At 72.1% G+C, this 17,022-nt stretch carries 14 protein-coding genes; 5 read left to right on the forward strand and 9 right to left on the reverse strand.

Going from position 1 to position 17,022, the window contains the following annotated elements:
- Positions 1 to 102 precede the first annotated feature (102 nt).
- Both ACIRJR_RS18390 and gcl read right to left on the reverse strand, forming a co-directional pair.
- Positions 103 to 540 (reverse strand): DUF6083 domain-containing protein, encoded by a 438-nt coding sequence (locus tag ACIRJR_RS18390; RefSeq protein ID WP_403781342.1) that lies wholly within the window; start codon positions 538 to 540, stop codon positions 103 to 105.
- Between the two features lie 318 nt (positions 541 to 858).
- Positions 859 to 2,643, reverse strand: coding sequence for a glyoxylate carboligase (gcl, locus tag ACIRJR_RS18395; protein WP_403781345.1), 1,785 nt, complete (start codon positions 2,641 to 2,643; stop codon positions 859 to 861).
- Positions 2,644 to 2,899: 256 nt separating this feature from the next.
- Here gcl and ACIRJR_RS18400 point away from each other — a divergent pair, with 256 nt between their 5' ends.
- Positions 2,900 to 3,646 carry a hypothetical protein gene (locus ACIRJR_RS18400; RefSeq protein ID WP_403781348.1) on the forward strand — a complete coding sequence of 249 codons (747 nt, stop codon included), beginning with the start codon at positions 2,900 to 2,902 and terminating at the stop codon, positions 3,644 to 3,646.
- A gap of 71 nt (positions 3,647 to 3,717) precedes the next feature.
- Positions 3,718 to 3,939: a hypothetical protein gene (locus ACIRJR_RS18405; protein WP_403781351.1), complete on the forward strand. Its 222-nt coding sequence runs from the start codon at positions 3,718 to 3,720 to the stop codon at positions 3,937 to 3,939.
- A gap of 22 nt (positions 3,940 to 3,961) precedes the next feature.
- On the opposite strand, the gene ACIRJR_RS18410 is transcribed toward ACIRJR_RS18405, so the two are convergent.
- Positions 3,962 to 5,569: an AMP-binding protein gene (locus ACIRJR_RS18410; RefSeq protein ID WP_403781354.1), complete on the reverse strand. Its 1,608-nt coding sequence runs from the start codon at positions 5,567 to 5,569 to the stop codon at positions 3,962 to 3,964.
- Complete coding sequence (locus tag ACIRJR_RS18415) at positions 5,566 to 7,242, reverse strand: AMP-binding protein (protein ID WP_403781357.1); 1,677 nt, start codon at positions 7,240 to 7,242, stop codon at positions 5,566 to 5,568. The genes ACIRJR_RS18410 and ACIRJR_RS18415 overlap by 4 nt, the downstream gene beginning before the upstream one ends.
- A gap of 105 nt (positions 7,243 to 7,347) precedes the next feature.
- Between ACIRJR_RS18415 and ACIRJR_RS18420 the strand changes: the two genes are divergently transcribed.
- The gene (locus tag ACIRJR_RS18420; RefSeq protein WP_403781360.1) at positions 7,348 to 8,193 is read left to right on the forward strand and encodes a response regulator transcription factor; all 846 of its coding nucleotides are present in this window, start codon (positions 7,348 to 7,350) and stop codon (positions 8,191 to 8,193) included.
- 40 nt (positions 8,194 to 8,233) lie between these two features.
- Here the strand turns inward: ACIRJR_RS18420 and ACIRJR_RS18425 are convergent, their stop codons facing one another.
- Entirely contained in the window at positions 8,234 to 9,352 is a 1,119-nt protein-coding gene (locus tag ACIRJR_RS18425) for a winged helix DNA-binding domain-containing protein (RefSeq protein WP_403781363.1), read from the reverse strand.
- Positions 9,353 to 9,457: 105 nt separating this feature from the next.
- On the opposite strand from ACIRJR_RS18425, the gene ACIRJR_RS18430 reads away from it, so the two are divergent.
- Complete coding sequence (locus ACIRJR_RS18430) at positions 9,458 to 10,327, forward strand: DMT family transporter (RefSeq protein ID WP_403781366.1); 870 nt, start codon at positions 9,458 to 9,460, stop codon at positions 10,325 to 10,327.
- Between the two features lie 5 nt (positions 10,328 to 10,332).
- Here the strand turns inward: ACIRJR_RS18430 and ACIRJR_RS18435 are convergent, their stop codons facing one another.
- From ACIRJR_RS18435 to ACIRJR_RS18445, 3 genes are all read right to left on the reverse strand, one after another.
- Complete coding sequence (locus ACIRJR_RS18435) at positions 10,333 to 11,364, reverse strand: glutathione S-transferase family protein (protein ID WP_403781369.1); 1,032 nt, start codon at positions 11,362 to 11,364, stop codon at positions 10,333 to 10,335.
- On the reverse strand, positions 11,361 to 12,878 hold the full coding sequence (locus ACIRJR_RS18440; RefSeq protein WP_403781372.1) for an MFS transporter: 1,518 nt from the start codon (positions 12,876 to 12,878) through the stop codon (positions 11,361 to 11,363). The genes ACIRJR_RS18435 and ACIRJR_RS18440 overlap by 4 nt, the downstream gene beginning before the upstream one ends.
- Before the next feature lie 72 nt (positions 12,879 to 12,950).
- Positions 12,951 to 14,993 (reverse strand): TerD family protein, encoded by a 2,043-nt coding sequence (locus tag ACIRJR_RS18445; protein ID WP_403781375.1) that lies wholly within the window; start codon positions 14,991 to 14,993, stop codon positions 12,951 to 12,953.
- 147 nt (positions 14,994 to 15,140) lie between these two features.
- Here ACIRJR_RS18445 and ACIRJR_RS18450 point away from each other — a divergent pair, with 147 nt between their 5' ends.
- A complete protein-coding gene (locus ACIRJR_RS18450) occupies positions 15,141 to 15,542 on the forward strand; it encodes a VOC family protein (protein ID WP_403781378.1) in 402 nt (133 codons plus the stop codon).
- A 70-nt stretch (positions 15,543 to 15,612) separates the two neighbouring features.
- On the opposite strand, the gene ACIRJR_RS18455 is transcribed toward ACIRJR_RS18450, so the two are convergent.
- On the reverse strand, positions 15,613 to 16,968 hold the full coding sequence (locus tag ACIRJR_RS18455; RefSeq protein ID WP_403781381.1) for an LLM class flavin-dependent oxidoreductase: 1,356 nt from the start codon (positions 16,966 to 16,968) through the stop codon (positions 15,613 to 15,615).
- Between the last annotated feature and the right edge of the window lie 54 nt (positions 16,969 to 17,022).

The raw sequence follows: 17,022 nt of genomic DNA on the forward strand, positions 1-17,022 counted from the left end.
CGGGGGGGTGCGGGTTGGTGTTGGTGTGTGGGGGGGGGGGGGGGGGGGCGCCCCGCCGGGGGCCGCCCCCCCCCCACACCCCTGCACGCGTGTGCGCGGGCGTCAGCCGGTGTCCGGGAGCCCCTCCTCCGGCAGTTCGAACAGGCGTTGTGCGCGCTCCCGGTTGTGCCGCCGGAGCACGGTGACCCACGGCCGGCCGACCTCGGGCACGAGGTACGGGCAGACGATGCGGTGCGGGACGCGGCACCTGGCACCGGGAAGCGGCTCGGCGTCCCACAGGTTCATCGCGGTCCCGGTCGAGGTGATGACCCAACGCCGCCGCGGGGGAAGGGTGTGGGCCGGGACGAGGACGCGGGGTTCCAGGAGGATCCAGTGCCCGGTGTACGAGGTCGGGTACCTGTCCTGGCGGAGATCGCAGAAGGGGCACTCGGGCGGCGCCGGCGGTCCGGGCGCCGTGGCGCCTTCGAACAGCACCTGGAAGTAGTCGGCGGAGCGGTCGGGCGGGTCCGGGCAGGACGAGGTGGTCTCGAGGTCCCCCATGGCCCAAGGATCCGCGCGCGGCCCGCACTCGGGTAGGACGCGATCCGGCCGCGCCGGGTGGTGCGGCCACCTGCGGGTGTTCCGCATGACGCCCCATGAGGCACGGCCGTGCGCACGGGGCCCGCGCCGTGTGGCCGACCGGTCGCCCCCGGGGCTGCGCGGGACGAGTCCGCCCGGGGCCCGCCGGCCCACGCCGCGACGCATCGTCGCCACGGCCCGCTGAGCGACCGGGAGCGCGGGGCGGGCCGGCGCCCTGCCCGGACACGACAACGGCCTCCACGACCGCGGAGGTCGTGGAGGCCGGCGTCGTCCGGGGAATCAGGACACCGTCAGCGCGCGGATCGCCGTCGGGGCGTGGCCCGGCTCGGACGCGACGTCCTCGAACTCGTTGACGGACGCGATGTCGGTCCCGCTCATCGAGATGTTGGTGACCCGCTCCAGGATCGCCTCGACGACGACCGGCACCCGGTGCTCGGCCGCGAGCTTCTTCGCCTCCTCGAAGGCGGGCAGCAGCTGGTCGGGCTCGGTGACCCGGATCGCCTTGCAGCCCAGGCCCTCGACGACCTTGACGTGGTCCACGCCGTAGACGCCCAGCTCCGGGGAGTTGAGGTTCTCGAACTCCAGGTTGACCTGGAAGTCGATGTCGAAGTTGCGCTGCGCCTGCCTGATGAGCCCCAGGTACGAGTTGTTCACCAGGACATGGACGTAGGGGATGCGTCGCTGTGCGCCGACGGCGAGCTCCTCCAGCATGAACTGGAAGTCGTAGTCGCCGGAGAGGGCGACCACGGAGCCGTCGGGGTCGGCCGTGGCGACACCGAGCGCGGCGGGGATCGTCCAGCCCAGCGGGCCGGCCTGGCCGCAGTTGATCCAGTGGCGCGGCCGGTAGACGTGCAGCATCTGCGCGCCCGCGATCTGGGAGAGGCCGATGGTGCTGACGTACCGGGTCTCGGGGCCGAACGCCCGGTTCATCTCCTCGTACACGCGCTGCGGCTTCAGCGGCACGTTGTCGAAGTGCGTGCGCCGCTGGAGGGTCGCCCTGCGCTCCTGGGTGGACGCGGCCCACTGTGCGCGGTCCTTCAGCTTCCCCTCGGCCTTCAGCTCGCGCGCGACCTCGACGAAGAGCTCCAGAGCGGCCTTCGCGTCGGAGGCGATGCCGAGGTCCGGGGCGAAGATCTTGCCCAGCTGGGTGGGCTCGATGTCGACGTGGACGAAGGTACGGCCCTGGGTGTAGACGTCCAGCTTGCCGGTGTGGCGGTTGGCCCAGCGGTTGCCGATGCCCAGGACGAAGTCCGACTCCAGGAAGTTCGCGTTGCCGTAGCGGTGCGAGGTCTGCAGGCCGACCATGCCGGCGTTCAGCTCGTGGTCGTCGGGGAGGATGCCCCAGCCCATCAGGGTGGGGACGACCGGGACCCCGGTCAGCTCGGCGAACTCCACCAGCAGGGCGGAGGCGTCGGCGTTGATGATGCCGCCGCCCGCGACGAGCAGCGGCCGCTCGGAGGCGTTGAGCATCTCGACGGCCCGCTCGATCTGCCTGCGGCTCGCGGCGGGCTTGTGGACCGGCAGAGGTTCGTACAGCTCGGGGTCGAACTCGATCTCGGTGAGCTGCACGTCGATCGGCAGGTCGATGAGGACCGGCCCCGGCCGCCCGGTGCGCATCAGGTGGAAGGCCTGCTGGAAGACGCCCGGGACCTGTGCGGCCTCCAGGACGGTGGTCGCGGCCTTGGTCACCGGGGCGGCGATCGAGGCGATGTCGACGGCCTGGAAGTCCTCCTTGTGGAGGACGGCGGTGGGCGCCTGGCCGGTGATGCAGAGGATCGGGATCGAGTCGGCGATGGCCGAGTAGAGCCCGGTGATCATGTCGGTGCCCGCGGGGCCCGACGTGCCGATGCAGACGCCGATGTTCCCTGCCGTGGCACGGGTGTAGCCCTCCGCCATGTGGGAGGCGCCCTCGACGTGGCGGGCGAGGGTGTGCTGGACGCCGCCGGAGGCCTTGAGGGCCGCGTAGAACGGGTTGATCGCCGCACCCGGCACACCGAACGCGTTGCTGACGCCTTCGCGCTTGAGGATCTCAACTGCCGCTCGGGCAGCGGTCATACGAGGCATGAGTGCTCCTGATCGGACCTGGTGGAGTCGGGCTCTGTCGCGCCACCTGAGAGCACCAATTCCGTATTGTGGAAATTCAGTTCTGCTATGTGGAATCAATTTAGGGCCGCCCCGGACCGTCGTCAAGGGAGGCCGGGAGAAGGACCCCGCGACCGGGCCGAAGTGCGCGATTCCGTTCACCCGGACGTCGCTCCTGGTGGACGATGGGGATACGGAACGCGGTCACCGCCGGCCAGGCGGGAGGAAGGGGCAGCACGTGGAGTCCGTACCGGTGCGCTGCCCGGTCTGCCGTCGGGATCACGCGTACATCACGCCGGTGTACCCCTGCCCCTGCGGCTCCCCGACGGCCCCGCCGCTGATGCGCGGCGCCCCGGCCGTGCTCATCACGCACCGCACCTGGAACGACGACTGGGTGAGCGTGCGCTGCCACTCCTGCGGGCGGCGCGACCAGTGGCCCCACCCCGAACTCTGCTGCCCCTGCGGGGCGGTGCTGCGGGTCCCCGTCCGCCCGGTGGCCACGCGTGGCGCCGAGCCGCCGCCCACCACGGCCCGTGCGCCCGGCCCGTCGCACATACCGCTGCCGCGCACGGCCGCCCACCCGCGGCCCTCCTTCCGGCCACTGGTGATACGCACGGCCCGCGACGCGGTGAACACCTCCGCGCTCTACCTGAGGTGGCTGGGCTTCCGCGACGTCGTCCAGCCCGAGGCGAGACCCAGCTCCCGGATCGATCTCAGGGCCGCCGGCCTCATCGCCCAGGTCGACGCGACCACACGGCCGACGGCCCTGCGCGACGTCGAGTGCCTCTGGCTGAACGCCCTGAACACATCGGTGTCCAGCGTGCTGTTCTCACTGGCCGGCTACACGGACGAGGCCCGCGCGCGGGCGGACGGCCTCGCGATCCCGCTGTTCGTCCTGGACCTCACCGGCACACCGCAGCCGGTGAACGGCCCCGCGGACGAGTTGGTCAGCGCCGGACCCCGGCCACCGGGCCCCGTCGAATGATTTCGGTCACCTGTGCCCTGCCAGCCGCATATGTTCGAGCTGTTGTCAGTATGAGGACGTAGAGTGAAGGCATGGTCTTAACTCCCCGGCTTTCCACCCATTCCACCCCTGTGTTCCTGACCCAGCCCGCCCACCCGTCCGCCGTGGAGGCCAACGACGCGATCCGTGCCCTCGTCGACTCGCGGGCAGGCCAGGACTGGACTCCCATGGAGGCCGCGGAGTACGAGGTACTGCTCATCGAGTGGGCCGCCGCGACCCAGGACATAGGCTCCGGTGTCATAGAGGCCGCCTGATCCCCCGGCCGCGGCCCGGGGGCTACGCGCCGTACCCTTCCCGCAGTTCGACCTTCCGGACCTTTCCGCTGACGGTCATCGGGAACGCGTCGAGGATCCGCAGCGCGTGAGGGACCTTGTAGTGCGCCAGTCGTTCACGGCAGTACTCCGTCACCTCGTCGAGCGTCGGCGGGTCGGCCGGATCCCGGGGGATGACACAGGCCAGGACCTCCTCGCCGAACCTCTCGTCCGGCACCCCGACCACCTGGACGTCAGCGATCTTGGGGTGGCCGTGGAGGAACTCCTCGATCTCGCGCGGGTAGACGTTCTCACCCCCACGGATGATCATGTCCTTGATCCGGCCGACGATCTGGACGTAGCCGCCCTCCCGCATCACCGCGAGGTCGCCCGTGTGCATCCAGCGTCCCGCGTCGACGACTTCGGCGGTGCGCTCCGGCTGGTCCCAGTAACCGAGCATCACGCTGTAGCCCCGGGTGCACAGTTCACCGGCCTCGCCGCGCGGCAGGGTCACACCCGTCACCGGGTCCGTCACCTTCACCTCGATGTGCGGCATCACCCGGCCGACCGTGCCCGTGCGACGTTCCAGGTCGTCGTCCCGGCGGGTCTGGGTGGAGACGGGTGAGGTCTCCGTCATGCCGTAGCAGATGGACACCTCGTCCATGTGCATCTCCGCGACGACCCTCTTCATCACCTCGACCGGGCACGGCGATCCGGCCATGATCCCCGTGCGCAGCGAGGACAGGTCGTACGAGGCGAAGCCTGGGAGGTCGAGCTCCGCGATGAACATCGTGGGCACGCCGTAGAGCGAGGTGCAGCGCTCCTGCTGGACGGCGGCCAGCACCGCCGCGGGCTCGAAGGCGGGTGCGGGGATCACGATGCAGGCGCCGTGCGAGGTGATGCCGAGATTTCCCATGACCATGCCGAAGCAGTGGTAGAACGGCACGGGCAGACAGACCCGGTCCTGCTCGGTGTAGGCGACCATCTCCCCCACGGAATAGCCGTTGTTGAGGATGTTGTGGTGGGAGAGCGTGGCCCCCTTGGGGAATCCGGTGGTCCCGGAGGTGTACTGGATGTTGATCGCGTCGTCGCAGGACAGCTCCGCCTCACGCGCCGCCAGTTGCTCCGCCGTCACGCCTGCGGAGGCGGCCGTCAGCTCGTCCCAGGACGGATCACCGATGTAGTGGACGGACCGCAGGCCGGGGCAGTCGGCGCGGACCTGTCCCACGAGCGCGCGGTAGTCGCTGGTGCGGTGGGCGAGCGAGGCGACCAGGACGGAGATGCCCGCCTGGTTCAGCACGTACTCCAGCTCATGGGCGCGGTAGGCCGGGTTGATGTTGACCATGACGGCCCCGATGCGGGCCGTGGCGTACTGGACGAGGACCCACTCGGGACAGTTGACCGCCCAGATGCCGACCCGGTCGCCCTTGGCCACCCCGGACGCCATCAGACCGCGGGCCAGCTCATCGACGTCGGCGCCGAACCCGGCGTAGGTCCACCGGCGTCCGGACGTGACGTCGACCAGCGCCTCGCGCTCCCCGAACGCCTCGACCGCCCGGTCCAGGTTGCGTCCGATCGTGTCGCCGAGCAGCGCCGTGGTGCTCGTGCCGTGCGCGTAGGAGAGGTCGCTCATCGCGGGTCCCCCTCGTGGAACTCGGTACCGGTCCCCCGCGCGGTCCGTTCGCGCAGTTCGATCCTGCGGATCTTCCCCGAGACGGTCTTGGGGAGTTCCGCGAACTCCAGCCTGCGGATGCGCTTGTACGGGGCGAGGACCGCCCTGGAGTGCTCGAAGAGCACCTCGGCCGTGCCGGACCCGGGCTCCCAGCCCTCGGCGAGCACGACGTACGCCTTCGGTACGGAGAGCCGCACCGGGTCGGGCGCGGGCACCACCGCCGCCTCCGCGACCGCCTCGTGCTCCAGCAGGGCGCTCTCCAGCTCGAACGGCGAGATCTTGTAGTCGGAGGCCTTGAACACGTCGTCGGCGCGGCCCACGTAGGTGATGTAGCCGTCCGCGTCCCGGGCGCCGATGTCACCCGTGCGGTAGTAGCCGCCCGCCATGGCCTCGGCCGTGCGCTCCGGGTCACCGTGGTAGCCGGTCATCAGGCCGACCGGGGCCGCGGCCAGATCCAGGGCGATCTCGCCCTCCGCCGCGCCGGGCTCGCCGGAGACCGGGTCCAGCAGCTCGACCTTGAATCCGGGACTTGGCCGCCCCATGGAGCCCGCCTTGAGCAGCTGTCCCGGTGTGTTGGCCACCTGCACCGCGGTCTCCGTCTGGCCGAAGCCGTCGCGGATGGTGACCCCCCAGGCCCGCCGGACGCTCTCGATGACCTCGGGGTTGAGCGGCTCACCGGCCGCGACGACCTCGCGCGGCGGCACCTTGAGCTGCGCGAGGTCGGCCTGGATGAGCATCCGCCAGACCGTCGGCGGGGCGCAGAAGCTGGTGATCGCCGAGCGGTCCATCTCCGCCATCAGCCGGGCGGCGTCGAACCGGGTGTAGTTGAAGACGAAGACCGTGGCCTCGGCACTCCACGGCGCGAAGAGGTTCGACCAGGCGTGCTTCGCCCAGCCGGGCGAGGAGATGTTCAGGTGGACGTCGCCCGGCTTGAGGCCGATCCAGTACATCGTGGACAGGTGGCCCACGGGGTAGGAGACATGGGTGTGCTCGACGAGCTTCGGACTGGCCGTGGTGCCCGAGGTGAAGTAGAGCATCAGGGGTTCGCCCGCGTCCGTCTCCCGGTCCGCCGTGAAGCTCTCGGACGCCTCGTCGGCGTCGCCGTAGGAGAGCCAGCCCTCGACGTCGTCGCCGACGGCGATCCGGGTGTAGTCACCGGGCACCTCGTCGAACTTCGCCGCGTCCGCCGACCGTACGAGGACGTGCCGGACCCTGCCGCGTTCGACCCGGTCACGCAGGTCCACCGGGCCCAGCAGCGGGGTGGCGGGGATGACGACGGCGCGCAGCTTCATGGCGGCCAGCGCCGTCTCCCACAGCTCCACCTGGTTGCCGAGCATGACGAGGATGCGGTCGCCCGCGGCCACGCCCTGCTCCCGCAGCCAGTTCGCCGCCCGGTCGGAGCGGGCCGCCATCCAGGCGAAGGAGACCTCGGTGCGTCCGCCGTCCTCCTCCACGATGTGCAGGGCGGTGCGGTCGTTCCCCTCGGCGATGACGTCGAACCAGTCGAGTGCCCAGTTGAAGTGGTCGGGCCTGGGCCAGGTGAAGCCCTCGTACGCCGTGGTGTAGTCCTCCCGGTGCTCGATCAGGAAGTCCCGGGCCGCCCGGAACGTCTCCGTCGCACTCGTTGCCGGCATGTGCCCTCCTCGTCGCGAACCCGTCCTTTAACATCATGTGAACAGTGACCCAGATCTCACCACCCCCGAACGGGGGTGGGGCCGACGGAACGGGGAGACAGCGGCGTGCCGGAACCGGGCGAGGCGACCGAGCTGCGCTCCGCCCTGCTGGGCCTGCGGCGGACGAGCGGGCTGCCGGTCGTCTTCGGCGGGCTGCTGTCCGACGCCCGCCACGCCCGGATCGCCGAGCTGAGCGGGGCGCAGACCCCCGCGCTGCGCGGGCTCGTCATCTCCGCGGGGAGTGGGCTCGGCGGAAAGGCGATCGCCCTGTCGCGGCCGTGCGCGGTCACGGACTACCCCTCGTCGCGCCACATCAGCCACGAGTACGACACGGCCGTCGCGGCGGAGGGCCTGCGATCGGTCGTCGCGGTGCCGGTCGTCGTACGCCGGGCGGTGCGCGGTGTGCTGTACGGAGCACTGCGTGAACCGCTGACACTCGGCGACCGTACGTTCGACGCGGTGGCCTCGGCGGCGAGGGACGTGGAGCAGGCCCTCGCCGTCCGCGACGAGGTGCAGCGGCTCCTGGCGTCCACCCGGGAGCAGATCGCCGATCCGGGTGCCGGGCCCGGCAGCTGGGAGGACGTGCGCGAGGCGCACCGCGAACTGCGTGCCCTGGCCCCGAGGATCGTGGACCCCGCGTTGCGCGACGAACTGCTCGCGGTGTGCGGGCGCCTCGCGTCGGCCGCGGGACCGGAGCGCGGCCCGTCCGCCGGGCGGGTACGGCTCGCGCCGCGCGAGGTGGATGTGATCGCGTGCGTCGCGTCGGGCGCCACCAACGCCACGGCGGGCGAGAGGCTGGGGCTGCGGCCGGAGACCGTCAAGAGCTATCTGCGGTCCGCGATGCGGAAGCTGGGCGCGCACACCCGGTTGGAGGCCGTTGTGGCGGCACGCCGCGCGGGGCTGTTGCCGTAGCGGCTGGAGGACGTGGCCTCGACGGGCGGAGCGGGGGTGGTCAGTCCCCGAAGTCGACGAACGTGGCGAACCGGATGTCATGGGCGGGTGCCGGGGCCATCACCTCCAGCATGGCGAGTGCCTCCCGGGTGATCGCGTCGCGGGTCTCCGACCCCAGGTCTCCCAGGGCCTGTACGGTGACGACCGCCTCGTCCGCGGTCTTGTCCAGGCGCCAGACCGCCGCCAGGAAGCCGTCGGCCAGGACCGTGCCGTAGGCCTGGTTGCCCACGCCGTTCCGCCCCTTGTAGGCGGGCGGGATCACCCTGGTGCGGTCGGCGTGGCCGAGCAGGACGTTGTCGAACTCCGGGAGGAAGCGGGGCGGGGCCGGGGTCTCCGGGTCGGGGCGCGGGGCGTCGGGCAGGTCGAAGAGTTCGACGCCGCTCTCGTCGCGGAAGGTGGCCAGACCGGGCCGCAGACGCTCGAAGACCTCCCGCATCCGGGTGAGTCCGGCCCACATCTGCAGGTCCTTCACCGAGGCCGGACCGAAGGCACCGAGGTAGCGCAGCACGGTCGCGTCGGGCGAGGCCGCCGGCTGCGGCGGCCTGTCCAGCCAGTGCTCGGCGGTCGTGAGGGCGACCTGGCCGCTGCGCCCCCACAGCCCCCGGGGCGTGACCTGGACCAGCGGCAGCCGGCACCGGGCGGCGACACCGAGGGACTGCGGGTCGGCGTCGGGCCAGTGGAGGCGCAGTTCCTCCCGCAACTCCTTCATGGTGCGCGGCCGTTCCTCGACGAGCTTCCTGGCGAGCGTGGCGAGCCGGTCCAGGTCGACACCGGCGAGCCCGCTCCGGAACATGTTCAGCTCCCGGTCGCGGGCCGGCTGGACCAGGGGGCGCAGTGTGAGGGCGTCCTCGGCGGTGTGGGTGTGGATGGTGGAGCGCAGGGTGACGATCCTGACCACCTCGCGGGACTCCATCAGCGCCGAGAGGGCTGCCGGGTCGAAGCCCTCCAGCCGTGAGAAGAGCTGGAAGTAGGGCGGCCTGGTGTTCTGTGCCTGAAGGCCGACCAGTCGGCTGACGGCGTCCTTCACCGGCACGGCGGTGCGACGGAGCAGCAACTGGCGCTCCATCGTCGCCCTGTTCAGTGCGCGGGTGGAGAGCACGGGAGCGTTCGCGGAGGCCATGGTCCGCACACTACGCGGGGCCCTAGCGGTGCGGGGAGGAACGGGCGACACCCCCACGGTCCACGGCAGCGCGGACAGGACGGCGCCCGCCCTCATGATGGGGCGGTGATCAGTGTCCTGTTCGCGGTCCTGACCGCCCTCAGCAACGGCACCGCCTCGGTGCTGCAGCGCCGCGCCGCTCTCGAGGTGCCCGACAGCGAGGCGATGCGCCTGTCGCTGATCGGGCACCTGATGCGGCAGAAGGTCTGGCTCTGCGGGATCGCGCTCGTGATCGTGGCGGCCGTGTGCCAGGCGGCCGCCCTGGCCACGGGTCCCATCGCCGTGGTCCAGCCGATCTTCGTGATCGAGCTGCCCGCGACCCTGGTCGTCGCCGGGTTCGTCATGCGGGTGGGGGTAACGCGCCCCGTCTGGGCCGGAGTGGCCGCCGTGACGGCCGGCCTGGCTCTCGGTATGGCCGCGGCCGCGCCGGTGGGCGGCAGCGAGGCCGTCCAGGGCGCGGCCTGGATCCCCGCGCTGGTGGCGACCGGGCTCTTCGAGACGGTGCTGGTCGGCGCGGCGCTGGGCACGTCCGGCAACGCCCGGGCCGCGCTGCTGGGACTGGCCGCGGCCTGTGGGTACGCGCTGACGGCCGCGCTGATGAAGGACGCCATGTCCCGGCTGGAGAGCGACGGCGCGACCGGCCTGCTGACGGCCTGGCAGCTGTACGCGACCGCGGTGGCCGGGGTGGGCGCCCTGTTCCTCCTCCAGAACGCCCTCCAGGCCGGTTCGCTGGTGGCGGTGCAGCCGATGCTGACGATCGGGGACGCCCTCATCAGCATCGCCTACGGACTGACCCTGTTCGGCGAGGAGCTGCGGACCGGGTGGTGGCTGCTGCCCGAGCTGGCCGGGCTGGCCCTGATCACCGTCGGCTGCGTCGTCCTCGCGCGCTCTCCCCTGGCGACCGCGAACGCCGCGCCGCCGCCGCGGGTGGAGTGACCGGGTCAGGGGCGCCCTCGTGCCGGGACCTCCTCGCCCGGCGGCACCGGGCCGGGCGGGGTGCCGTCCCCGAACGGGCGGCCGCCCAGCTGCTCCCGGTGGTGCGGGGCCGTCCAGCCGGACAGGTCGGGGCCGAGCGGCACGATGCCGGTCGGGTTGATGCCGGTGTGCACCTGGTAGTAGTGCCGCTTGATGTGGTCGAAGTCGACGGTGTCGCCGAAGCCGGGGGTCTGGTAGAGGTCACGGACGTACGCCCACAGGACCGGGTCCTCGGCGAGCTTGGAGCGGTTGCACTTGAAGTGCCCGTGGTAGACGGCGTCGAAGCGCACCAGGGTGGTGAACAGCCGGATGTCGGCCTCGGTGATCGTGTCCCCGACCAGGTAGCGCTGCCCGGCGAGGCGTTCGGAGACCAGGTCCAGGCGGCGGAACACGTCGACGTACGCCGCTTCGTACTCACCCTGTCCGGCGGCGAAGCCCGCGCGGTAGACACCGTTGTTGACGTCCCGGTAGATCCCGTCCATCACGGTGTCGATCTCGTCGCGCAGCGGCTCCGGGTAGAGATCGGGTGCGCCGGGGCGGTGCAGGGCCGTCCATTCGGTGGCCAGGTCCAGTGTGATCCGCTGGTAGTCGTTGGTGACCAGGGCCCTGGTCGGTACGTCGACGATCGCCGGCACGCTGACCCCGCCCGGGTAGCCGCGCTCGCGTGCGTCGTAGGCCTCGCTCAGGTATCCGATGCCGAGCACCGGGTCCTTGCCGCCCTCGTCGAGGGTGAAGCGCCAGCTGCGGTCGTCCTGAACGGGGTCGGCGACGGCCAGGGAGAGGGCGCTCTCCAGTCCCAGCAGCCTCCGTGAGACCAGGGCGCGGCTCGCCCAGGGGCAGGCGCGGCTGACGACCAGGCGGTAGCGGCCGGCCTCGACGGGCCAGCCGTCACGGCCGTCGGCGGTGATGCGGTCGGCGAAGTGGCTGCGGGAGCGCTTGAAGGGCTTGTGGCCGTACGAGGTGTTCCCGTCCTGCTCCCGGTCCTCGGTGTCGCTCATGGTGTTCCCCTCGGGGCGTCTGCGTCGGTGGTGTCGGCGCCGGCGGCGCCGGACGCCTTGGAACGTCTCCTTCCCCGCCTGCCCGCCACGACGTCCGCGAGCGCCACGATCAGGCCCGCGAGGACGAACGCGACCGAGACGAGGAGCCCGTGGTCGTAGGCGTCCGCCCAGTCGCCGGCGCCCAGTTGCGCGAAGAAGACCGAGCCGACGGCGGCGATGCCGATGGACGAGCCGACGCGCTGGCTGGTCTGGAGGGTGCCCCCCGCGCTGCCCGCGTTGTTCACCGGCACCTCGGAGAGGGTGAGGGTCTGGTTGGGCGCGATGACGAGTCCGCTGCCCAGTCCGGCCAGCAGCAGCGGGGCCGCCATGGCGAGCCCGGCGCCTCTCCCCGGCACCAGGTGCGCGGCCAGCGCGGTGAGCCCGAGTCCGACGGCCACCATGGTGAGTCCGACGACGATGAGGGGACGTCCGAAGCGGCCGACGAGCCTGCCGCCGAGGCTCGCCGACGCGCCGGCGCCCAGCGCGAACGGGGTGATGGCGAGGCCGGCTTCCAGGGCGCTGTAGTGGAGCCCGGACTGCAGGTAGAGGGTGCTGATGAAGAAGATCGAGGTGAATCCGGCGAAGTACAGCAGGATCATCAGACAGCCCAGCCAGAAGGACCGGAGCCGGAAGAGCGACAGGTTCAGCACCGGCTGGACGTTGCGCCGCGCGCAGCGGGACTCCCAGGCGACGAACGCCCCGAGCAGGGCAGCGGCGACCGGGACCAGCAGCCACTTGCCGTTGCCGGGCCACTGCTGGGCCTGGACGAAGGGCAGCAGCAGGGCGAGGACTCCCGCCCCGAGCAGCAGGACGCCGACGGGATCCAGGTCGCGCGGGCGGACCCGGGTGGCCGACGGGGTGTCGGGGAGGAGGCGTCTGGCCAGCAGGAGGCAGACGATCCCGATCGGCAGGTTGACGTAGAACACCCAGCGCCAGCCCTCCTGCGCCCCCGCTCCCTGGATCAGCAGGCCGCCCAGCAGCGGGCCGACGGCGGTGGAGATGCCGACCACGGTGCCGAACATGCCGAAGGCGCGGCCCCGCTCCCGTCCGGAGAACATCTGCTGGATGAGCGCGGAGATCTGGGGGGAGAGCAGTCCTCCCGCCGCGCCCTGGAGGAGCCGGGCGATGACGAGCCAGAGGCTGGACTGGGCGGCACCGCAGGCCGCGGAGGCCAGCGTGAAGAGGGCCAGCCCCCACATGAACACCGCGCGGCGCCCCCGGGCGTCGCCGAGGCGGCCGCCCGGAATGAGGACGAGGCCGAAGGCGAGGGCGTAGCCGGACAGCACCCACTGGAGGTCGGACTCCGGGGTGTCGAGGCCCTCCTTGATGGACGGCAGCGCCACGTTGACGATGGAGACGTCCAGCAGGGTCATGAAGCCCGCCACCAGGCAGACGGCCAGGGCACGCCATCGACGGGGGTCGGAGGGGCCCGGACCGGAAGCGTCTGTGTCCCGGTCCTCCGCGCTCGCTGCCATGGTCCGCACCCTAGGCCGCGGTCCGCCGATCGTCATCCCGGGCGCGCCGTGCGCCCGGACGGCGCGCCCCTGTCAGCCGTGCACCCCGAGGGTCCAGCGGCCCGTGGTCCTGATCTGGAGGAAACCGGAGGGGAGCCGTTGCAGGCCGGTGCCCGTGCTCACCCTGCGCACCGGTTCGAGACGTTCGTCCAGGGCCCAGACGACCAGCAGGTCGAGTCCGCTCCGGGGCTCGTGCGTGACCATGACGTCGGTCTCCGGGCCGGGGTGGTGCACGACCCCGTATCCGTGGCCCGACACCGTGCCGTCGAGCACCGGCACGTCCTGGAGACCGGTCGGCTCGATGTGCCAGCCGGTGTGTTCCTCGGCTCCGACCAGGACGTAGCAGTGACCGGCTCCCGACACCCACAGCGGTCCGGCGGCGGGGCGGCGCCGGCCGCAGGTGTCCACGGAGATGACGGTCCTGCCGTGCGCCTGGACGGTGCGGGCGGCGAGCGGGCCGTCGCCGCCGGCGGTCCTGCGCAGGCCGAGCAGTGCGGGCGGGCCGTCGTACCGGAACACCTCGCTGCCGGTGCCCTGGGCCGGGCCGGTGAGCACGGCGGCCTCCTCGACGGGACGCAGACCGAGCCGCCAGTCGGCGGCGTCCTCGATGCCGAGGCCGACCTCGCTCTCGCCGTTGCGGAAGAGCAGGGTCCTGCCGCGCCGCCCGTCCTGGCCGCCCCGCAGGAGTTGTTCGCCGTCGCCGTACTCGTCGATGATCTGGACGGTGTAGCCGAACACCGCCCCGTCGCCCTGGATGGCGTAGTCGAGGAGGGCGGGGCGTCCGGGGGTCGGGTTGGTGAGCGTGACGAGGGCCCGGCCGCGGCCCGTCCGGACCCCGGTGGCCTGCTCGGCCGCCCGGTCGGGCACCGGCAGGGGCCGGACGCCGAGACTCCACGGACCGTCGGCCTCGATGCGCAGCACCAGGGGGCCGTCGGGGATGGGTACGGTGTGGCGCAGCGCTCCGATCTCGTTGATCAGGAGGTCGCCGATGTCCTGCTCGGGGTTCCGGGCGGGTTCGACGCACCAGACGGCGAAGCAGCCGTCGCCCTCCTCGTCCCCGGAGTACGCGGCGTCCACGTCGGCGGCGGTCCCCGTGTACACGAGCACGTCGGGGCCGGTCCCCTGGACGCCGTCGCTCAGGTGCCGGGCGGCGGAGACGGGCTGGACGACCACGGTCCACGCGTCGTCCGCCTCGACGCGCAGCCGCAGTGCGCGGTCGCCCGGGTGGTGGGTGAGCGCCCGTCCGCGGAATCCGGGGACGGTGGTGTTGAAGAGGAGTTCGTCCTCCCGGTTCCGGACGTCGAGCGTATGGGCCGCGAAGTAGCCGTCGCCCTCGTACCAGGCCTCGACGAGGACCGGCCCGCGGCCGATGGGCTCGTCGACCGTGATGACGTCGCCGCCCCGCCCGCGTCGTACGACGGGCGGGAACTCCGGGCCGAAGGAGAACGGGACGGCGTCCCGCGGCGCCTGCGCCGGCGGGGCGGCATGCCGCGTGGAGGCCGGTGCGGGCGCGGGGCCCGCCTGCGGCACGGCGGGCTGCGCGGGTGCGCTCTCCTTCACGGCGATCCCGAAGTCCGTGGCGAGGCCTGCGAGCCCGGAGGCGTATCCCTGGCCCACGGCCCGGAACTTCCATCCGCCGTCGCGCCGGTAGAACTCCCCCAGGACGAAGGCCGTCTCCGTGGTGGCGTCCGTCACCGCGAAGTACGCGGCGGTCGACCCGTCCGGAGCCAGCGTCTGCAGGGAGAGGTCCGGCACCTGCCCGAAGGCGCCCCCCTCGCACGATGCCGCGATCACCAGGCGCCGCACCGCGGGTTCGATCCGCGGGAGGTCGAGCTCCAGCCAGTCGGCGATCTGTCCGCCTCCCTCCACCGCACCCATGTGGCGGACCGTGCCCGACGGGTGGGTGGGCTGGTTGTAGAAGACGAGGTCGTGATCGCCGCGCACCGTGCCGTTCGCGTCGAGCAGCAGGACGGAGGCGTCCACCACGGGGGTGCCTGGGACGTGCCGGCGGCAGACCGCCACACGGAGCGGGGCAGCCGGGACAGGGGTGTTGGCCCCCTTGGCCATACGGGTCATCCCCACATGCTGCCAGTGAAGATATGGTGAAGTCGATGGGTTGAACCCATGAAGAAGATCAGAGCCCTCCGTCGAACTGCCTTTAGCCATCTGGACGTTGCCCGGCGCGACCGGCGTGTGACGCCCTATCGGGGGTAGCGATGGAGCATGACTGTCGGGAAAACGAGCGTTCTGGTCCTGGACTGCGCCGAACCCATGGAGCTCGCGCACTTCTACGCGGCTCTCCTCGACGCGGAGACGCGGATCGGGAGCGATCCCGACTTCGTCGAGATCGTCGGCAACCCCGGTGTGCATCTGGCCGTCCGGCGCGACCACGGCTACGCGCCGCCGAGCTGGCCGCGCCCGGAGGACTCCCAGCAGGCGCATCTGCGCATCCTGGTGGACCCGGGAGACATGGACGAGGCCGAGCGCGAGGCGATCGGCCTCGGCGCCCGGCCCGTGGACACGGGGGACACCAACAGCGGCCCGCGCGACGTCCGCGTCTACACCGATCCTGCCGGGCACTCGTTCTCCCTCTCCGTGTATCCGGCGCGGCAGACGGAGGGCTAGCGGATCGGGCCGGCCCGCGCGCCCCGGTGCCCGGTCCGGTCCTGGCGGAGGAGCTGGGCCGGACCGTCGGTCACCGTGCCCCGGTCGTGGCCAGGCCGGTGACGGTGTCGAACAGGCGGTTGGCGGGCCTGGGCAGCCCGTAGTGCTCACGCAGGGTGGCCCCGGTGTACTCGGTGCGGAACAGGCCCCGCTCCTGGAGGATCGGGACGACCCGGTCCACGAAGACCTCGAGGCCGGAGGGGAGCACGGCGGGCATGATGTTGAACCCGTCGGCCGCCCCGCTGTCGTACCAGTGCTCGATGGTGTCGGCGACCTGCTCGGCCGTCCCCGCGAAGGTGCGGTGGCCGCGCCCTCCTCCGAGTCTGCCGATGAGCTGCCGCACGGTCAGCCGCTCCCGGCGGGCCAGCTCGACGACCAGGGTGTAGCGGCTCTTGGCCCCCTCGATCTCGTCCTCGTCGGGGAGGTCCCCGGGGAGCTCCCTGTCGAGGTGGAGATCGGCCGGGTCGAGCTTCAGCGTCCTGGCGAGCTGGCGCTTGGCGTACTCCGGGACGATGAGCCGGTCGAGCTCGGCGTCCAGCTCCAGCGCCTCGGACTCGGTGTCGCCGATGACCGGGACGATGCCGGGAAGGATCTTGATGCCGTCGGGATCACGGCCCAGCGCCTCGGCGCGCCGCTTGACGTCCTTGTAGAAGGCGACGCCCTCCTCGAGGGTCTGCTGCGCGGTGAAGACCGCTTCCGCGTAGCGGGCCGCGAAGTCCCTGCCGTCCTCGCTGGACCCGGCCTGCACGAGCAACGGGTGCCCCTGGGGCGGGCGTTGCACGTTGAGCGGGCCGTCGACGCGGAAGAACTCACCGATGTGGCCGATGCTGCGGACGCGGTCGGCCAGCGCGTGCACACCGGCCTCCTTGTCGGCCACGACCGCGTCGTCCGCCCAGCTGTCCCAGAGCTTCGTGGACACCTCGACGAACTCGGCGGCGCGCCGGTAGCGGTCACGGTGCGGCGGCGTGTCGTCGAGGCCGAAGTTGCGGGCCGCGTCGGCGCCGGCGGTGGTGACGATGTTCCAGCCGGCGCGTCCGCCGGAGATGTGGTCCAGCGAGGCGAAGCGGCGGGCCAGGTTGTACGGCTCGTTGTAGCTGGTGGAGGCGGTGGCGATCAGGCCGATGCGCTCGGTGACCCCGGCGAGCGCGGTGAGCAGCACGGTGGGTTCCAGCTTGGCGGCGGGGCGGCGGCCGGGATCGCCCATGAGAACGGGTCCGTCGGCGAGGAACAGCGAGTCCAGGAGCCCGCGTTCGGCGATGCGGGCCAGGTTCCTGAAGTGCTCCAGGTCGGCGTCGGCCCCGGCGTTGCTCTCGGGGAGCCGCCAGGACGCCTCGTGGTGGCCGGTGGACATCAGGAAGGCGTTGAGGTGGAGCTGCTTGCGCGGCATGGGGTGTCTTCTCCTCGGAGGATCTCGGAAGCTCGGTGGGTGAGCCGGCCCCTG

It is taken from the genome of Streptomyces sp. NPDC102402, from assembly GCF_044765765.1.
Classification (GTDB): Bacteria; Actinomycetota; Actinomycetes; order Streptomycetales; family Streptomycetaceae; genus Streptomyces.

Coding starts and splice junctions, on each gene's coding strand:
- ACIRJR_RS18390 (WP_403781342.1), bottom strand. CDS start 540: ATGGGGGACCTCGAGACCACCTCGTCCTGCCCGGACCCGCCCGACCGC.
- gcl (WP_403781345.1), bottom strand. CDS start 2,643: ATGCCTCGTATGACCGCTGCCCGAGCGGCAGTTGAGATCCTCAAGCGC.
- ACIRJR_RS18405 (WP_403781351.1), top strand. CDS start 3,718: ATGGTCTTAACTCCCCGGCTTTCCACCCATTCCACCCCTGTGTTCCTG.
- ACIRJR_RS18410 (WP_403781354.1), bottom strand. CDS start 5,569: ATGAGCGACCTCTCCTACGCGCACGGCACGAGCACCACGGCGCTGCTC.
- ACIRJR_RS18415 (WP_403781357.1), bottom strand. CDS start 7,242: ATGCCGGCAACGAGTGCGACGGAGACGTTCCGGGCGGCCCGGGACTTC.
- ACIRJR_RS18425 (WP_403781363.1), bottom strand. CDS start 9,352: ATGGCCTCCGCGAACGCTCCCGTGCTCTCCACCCGCGCACTGAACAGG.
- ACIRJR_RS18435 (WP_403781369.1), bottom strand. CDS start 11,364: ATGAGCGACACCGAGGACCGGGAGCAGGACGGGAACACCTCGTACGGC.
- ACIRJR_RS18440 (WP_403781372.1), bottom strand. CDS start 12,878: ATGGCAGCGAGCGCGGAGGACCGGGACACAGACGCTTCCGGTCCGGGC.
- ACIRJR_RS18445 (WP_403781375.1), bottom strand. CDS start 14,993: ATGACCCGTATGGCCAAGGGGGCCAACACCCCTGTCCCGGCTGCCCCG.
- ACIRJR_RS18450 (WP_403781378.1), top strand. CDS start 15,141: ATGACTGTCGGGAAAACGAGCGTTCTGGTCCTGGACTGCGCCGAACCC.
- ACIRJR_RS18455 (WP_403781381.1), bottom strand. CDS start 16,968: ATGCCGCGCAAGCAGCTCCACCTCAACGCCTTCCTGATGTCCACCGGC.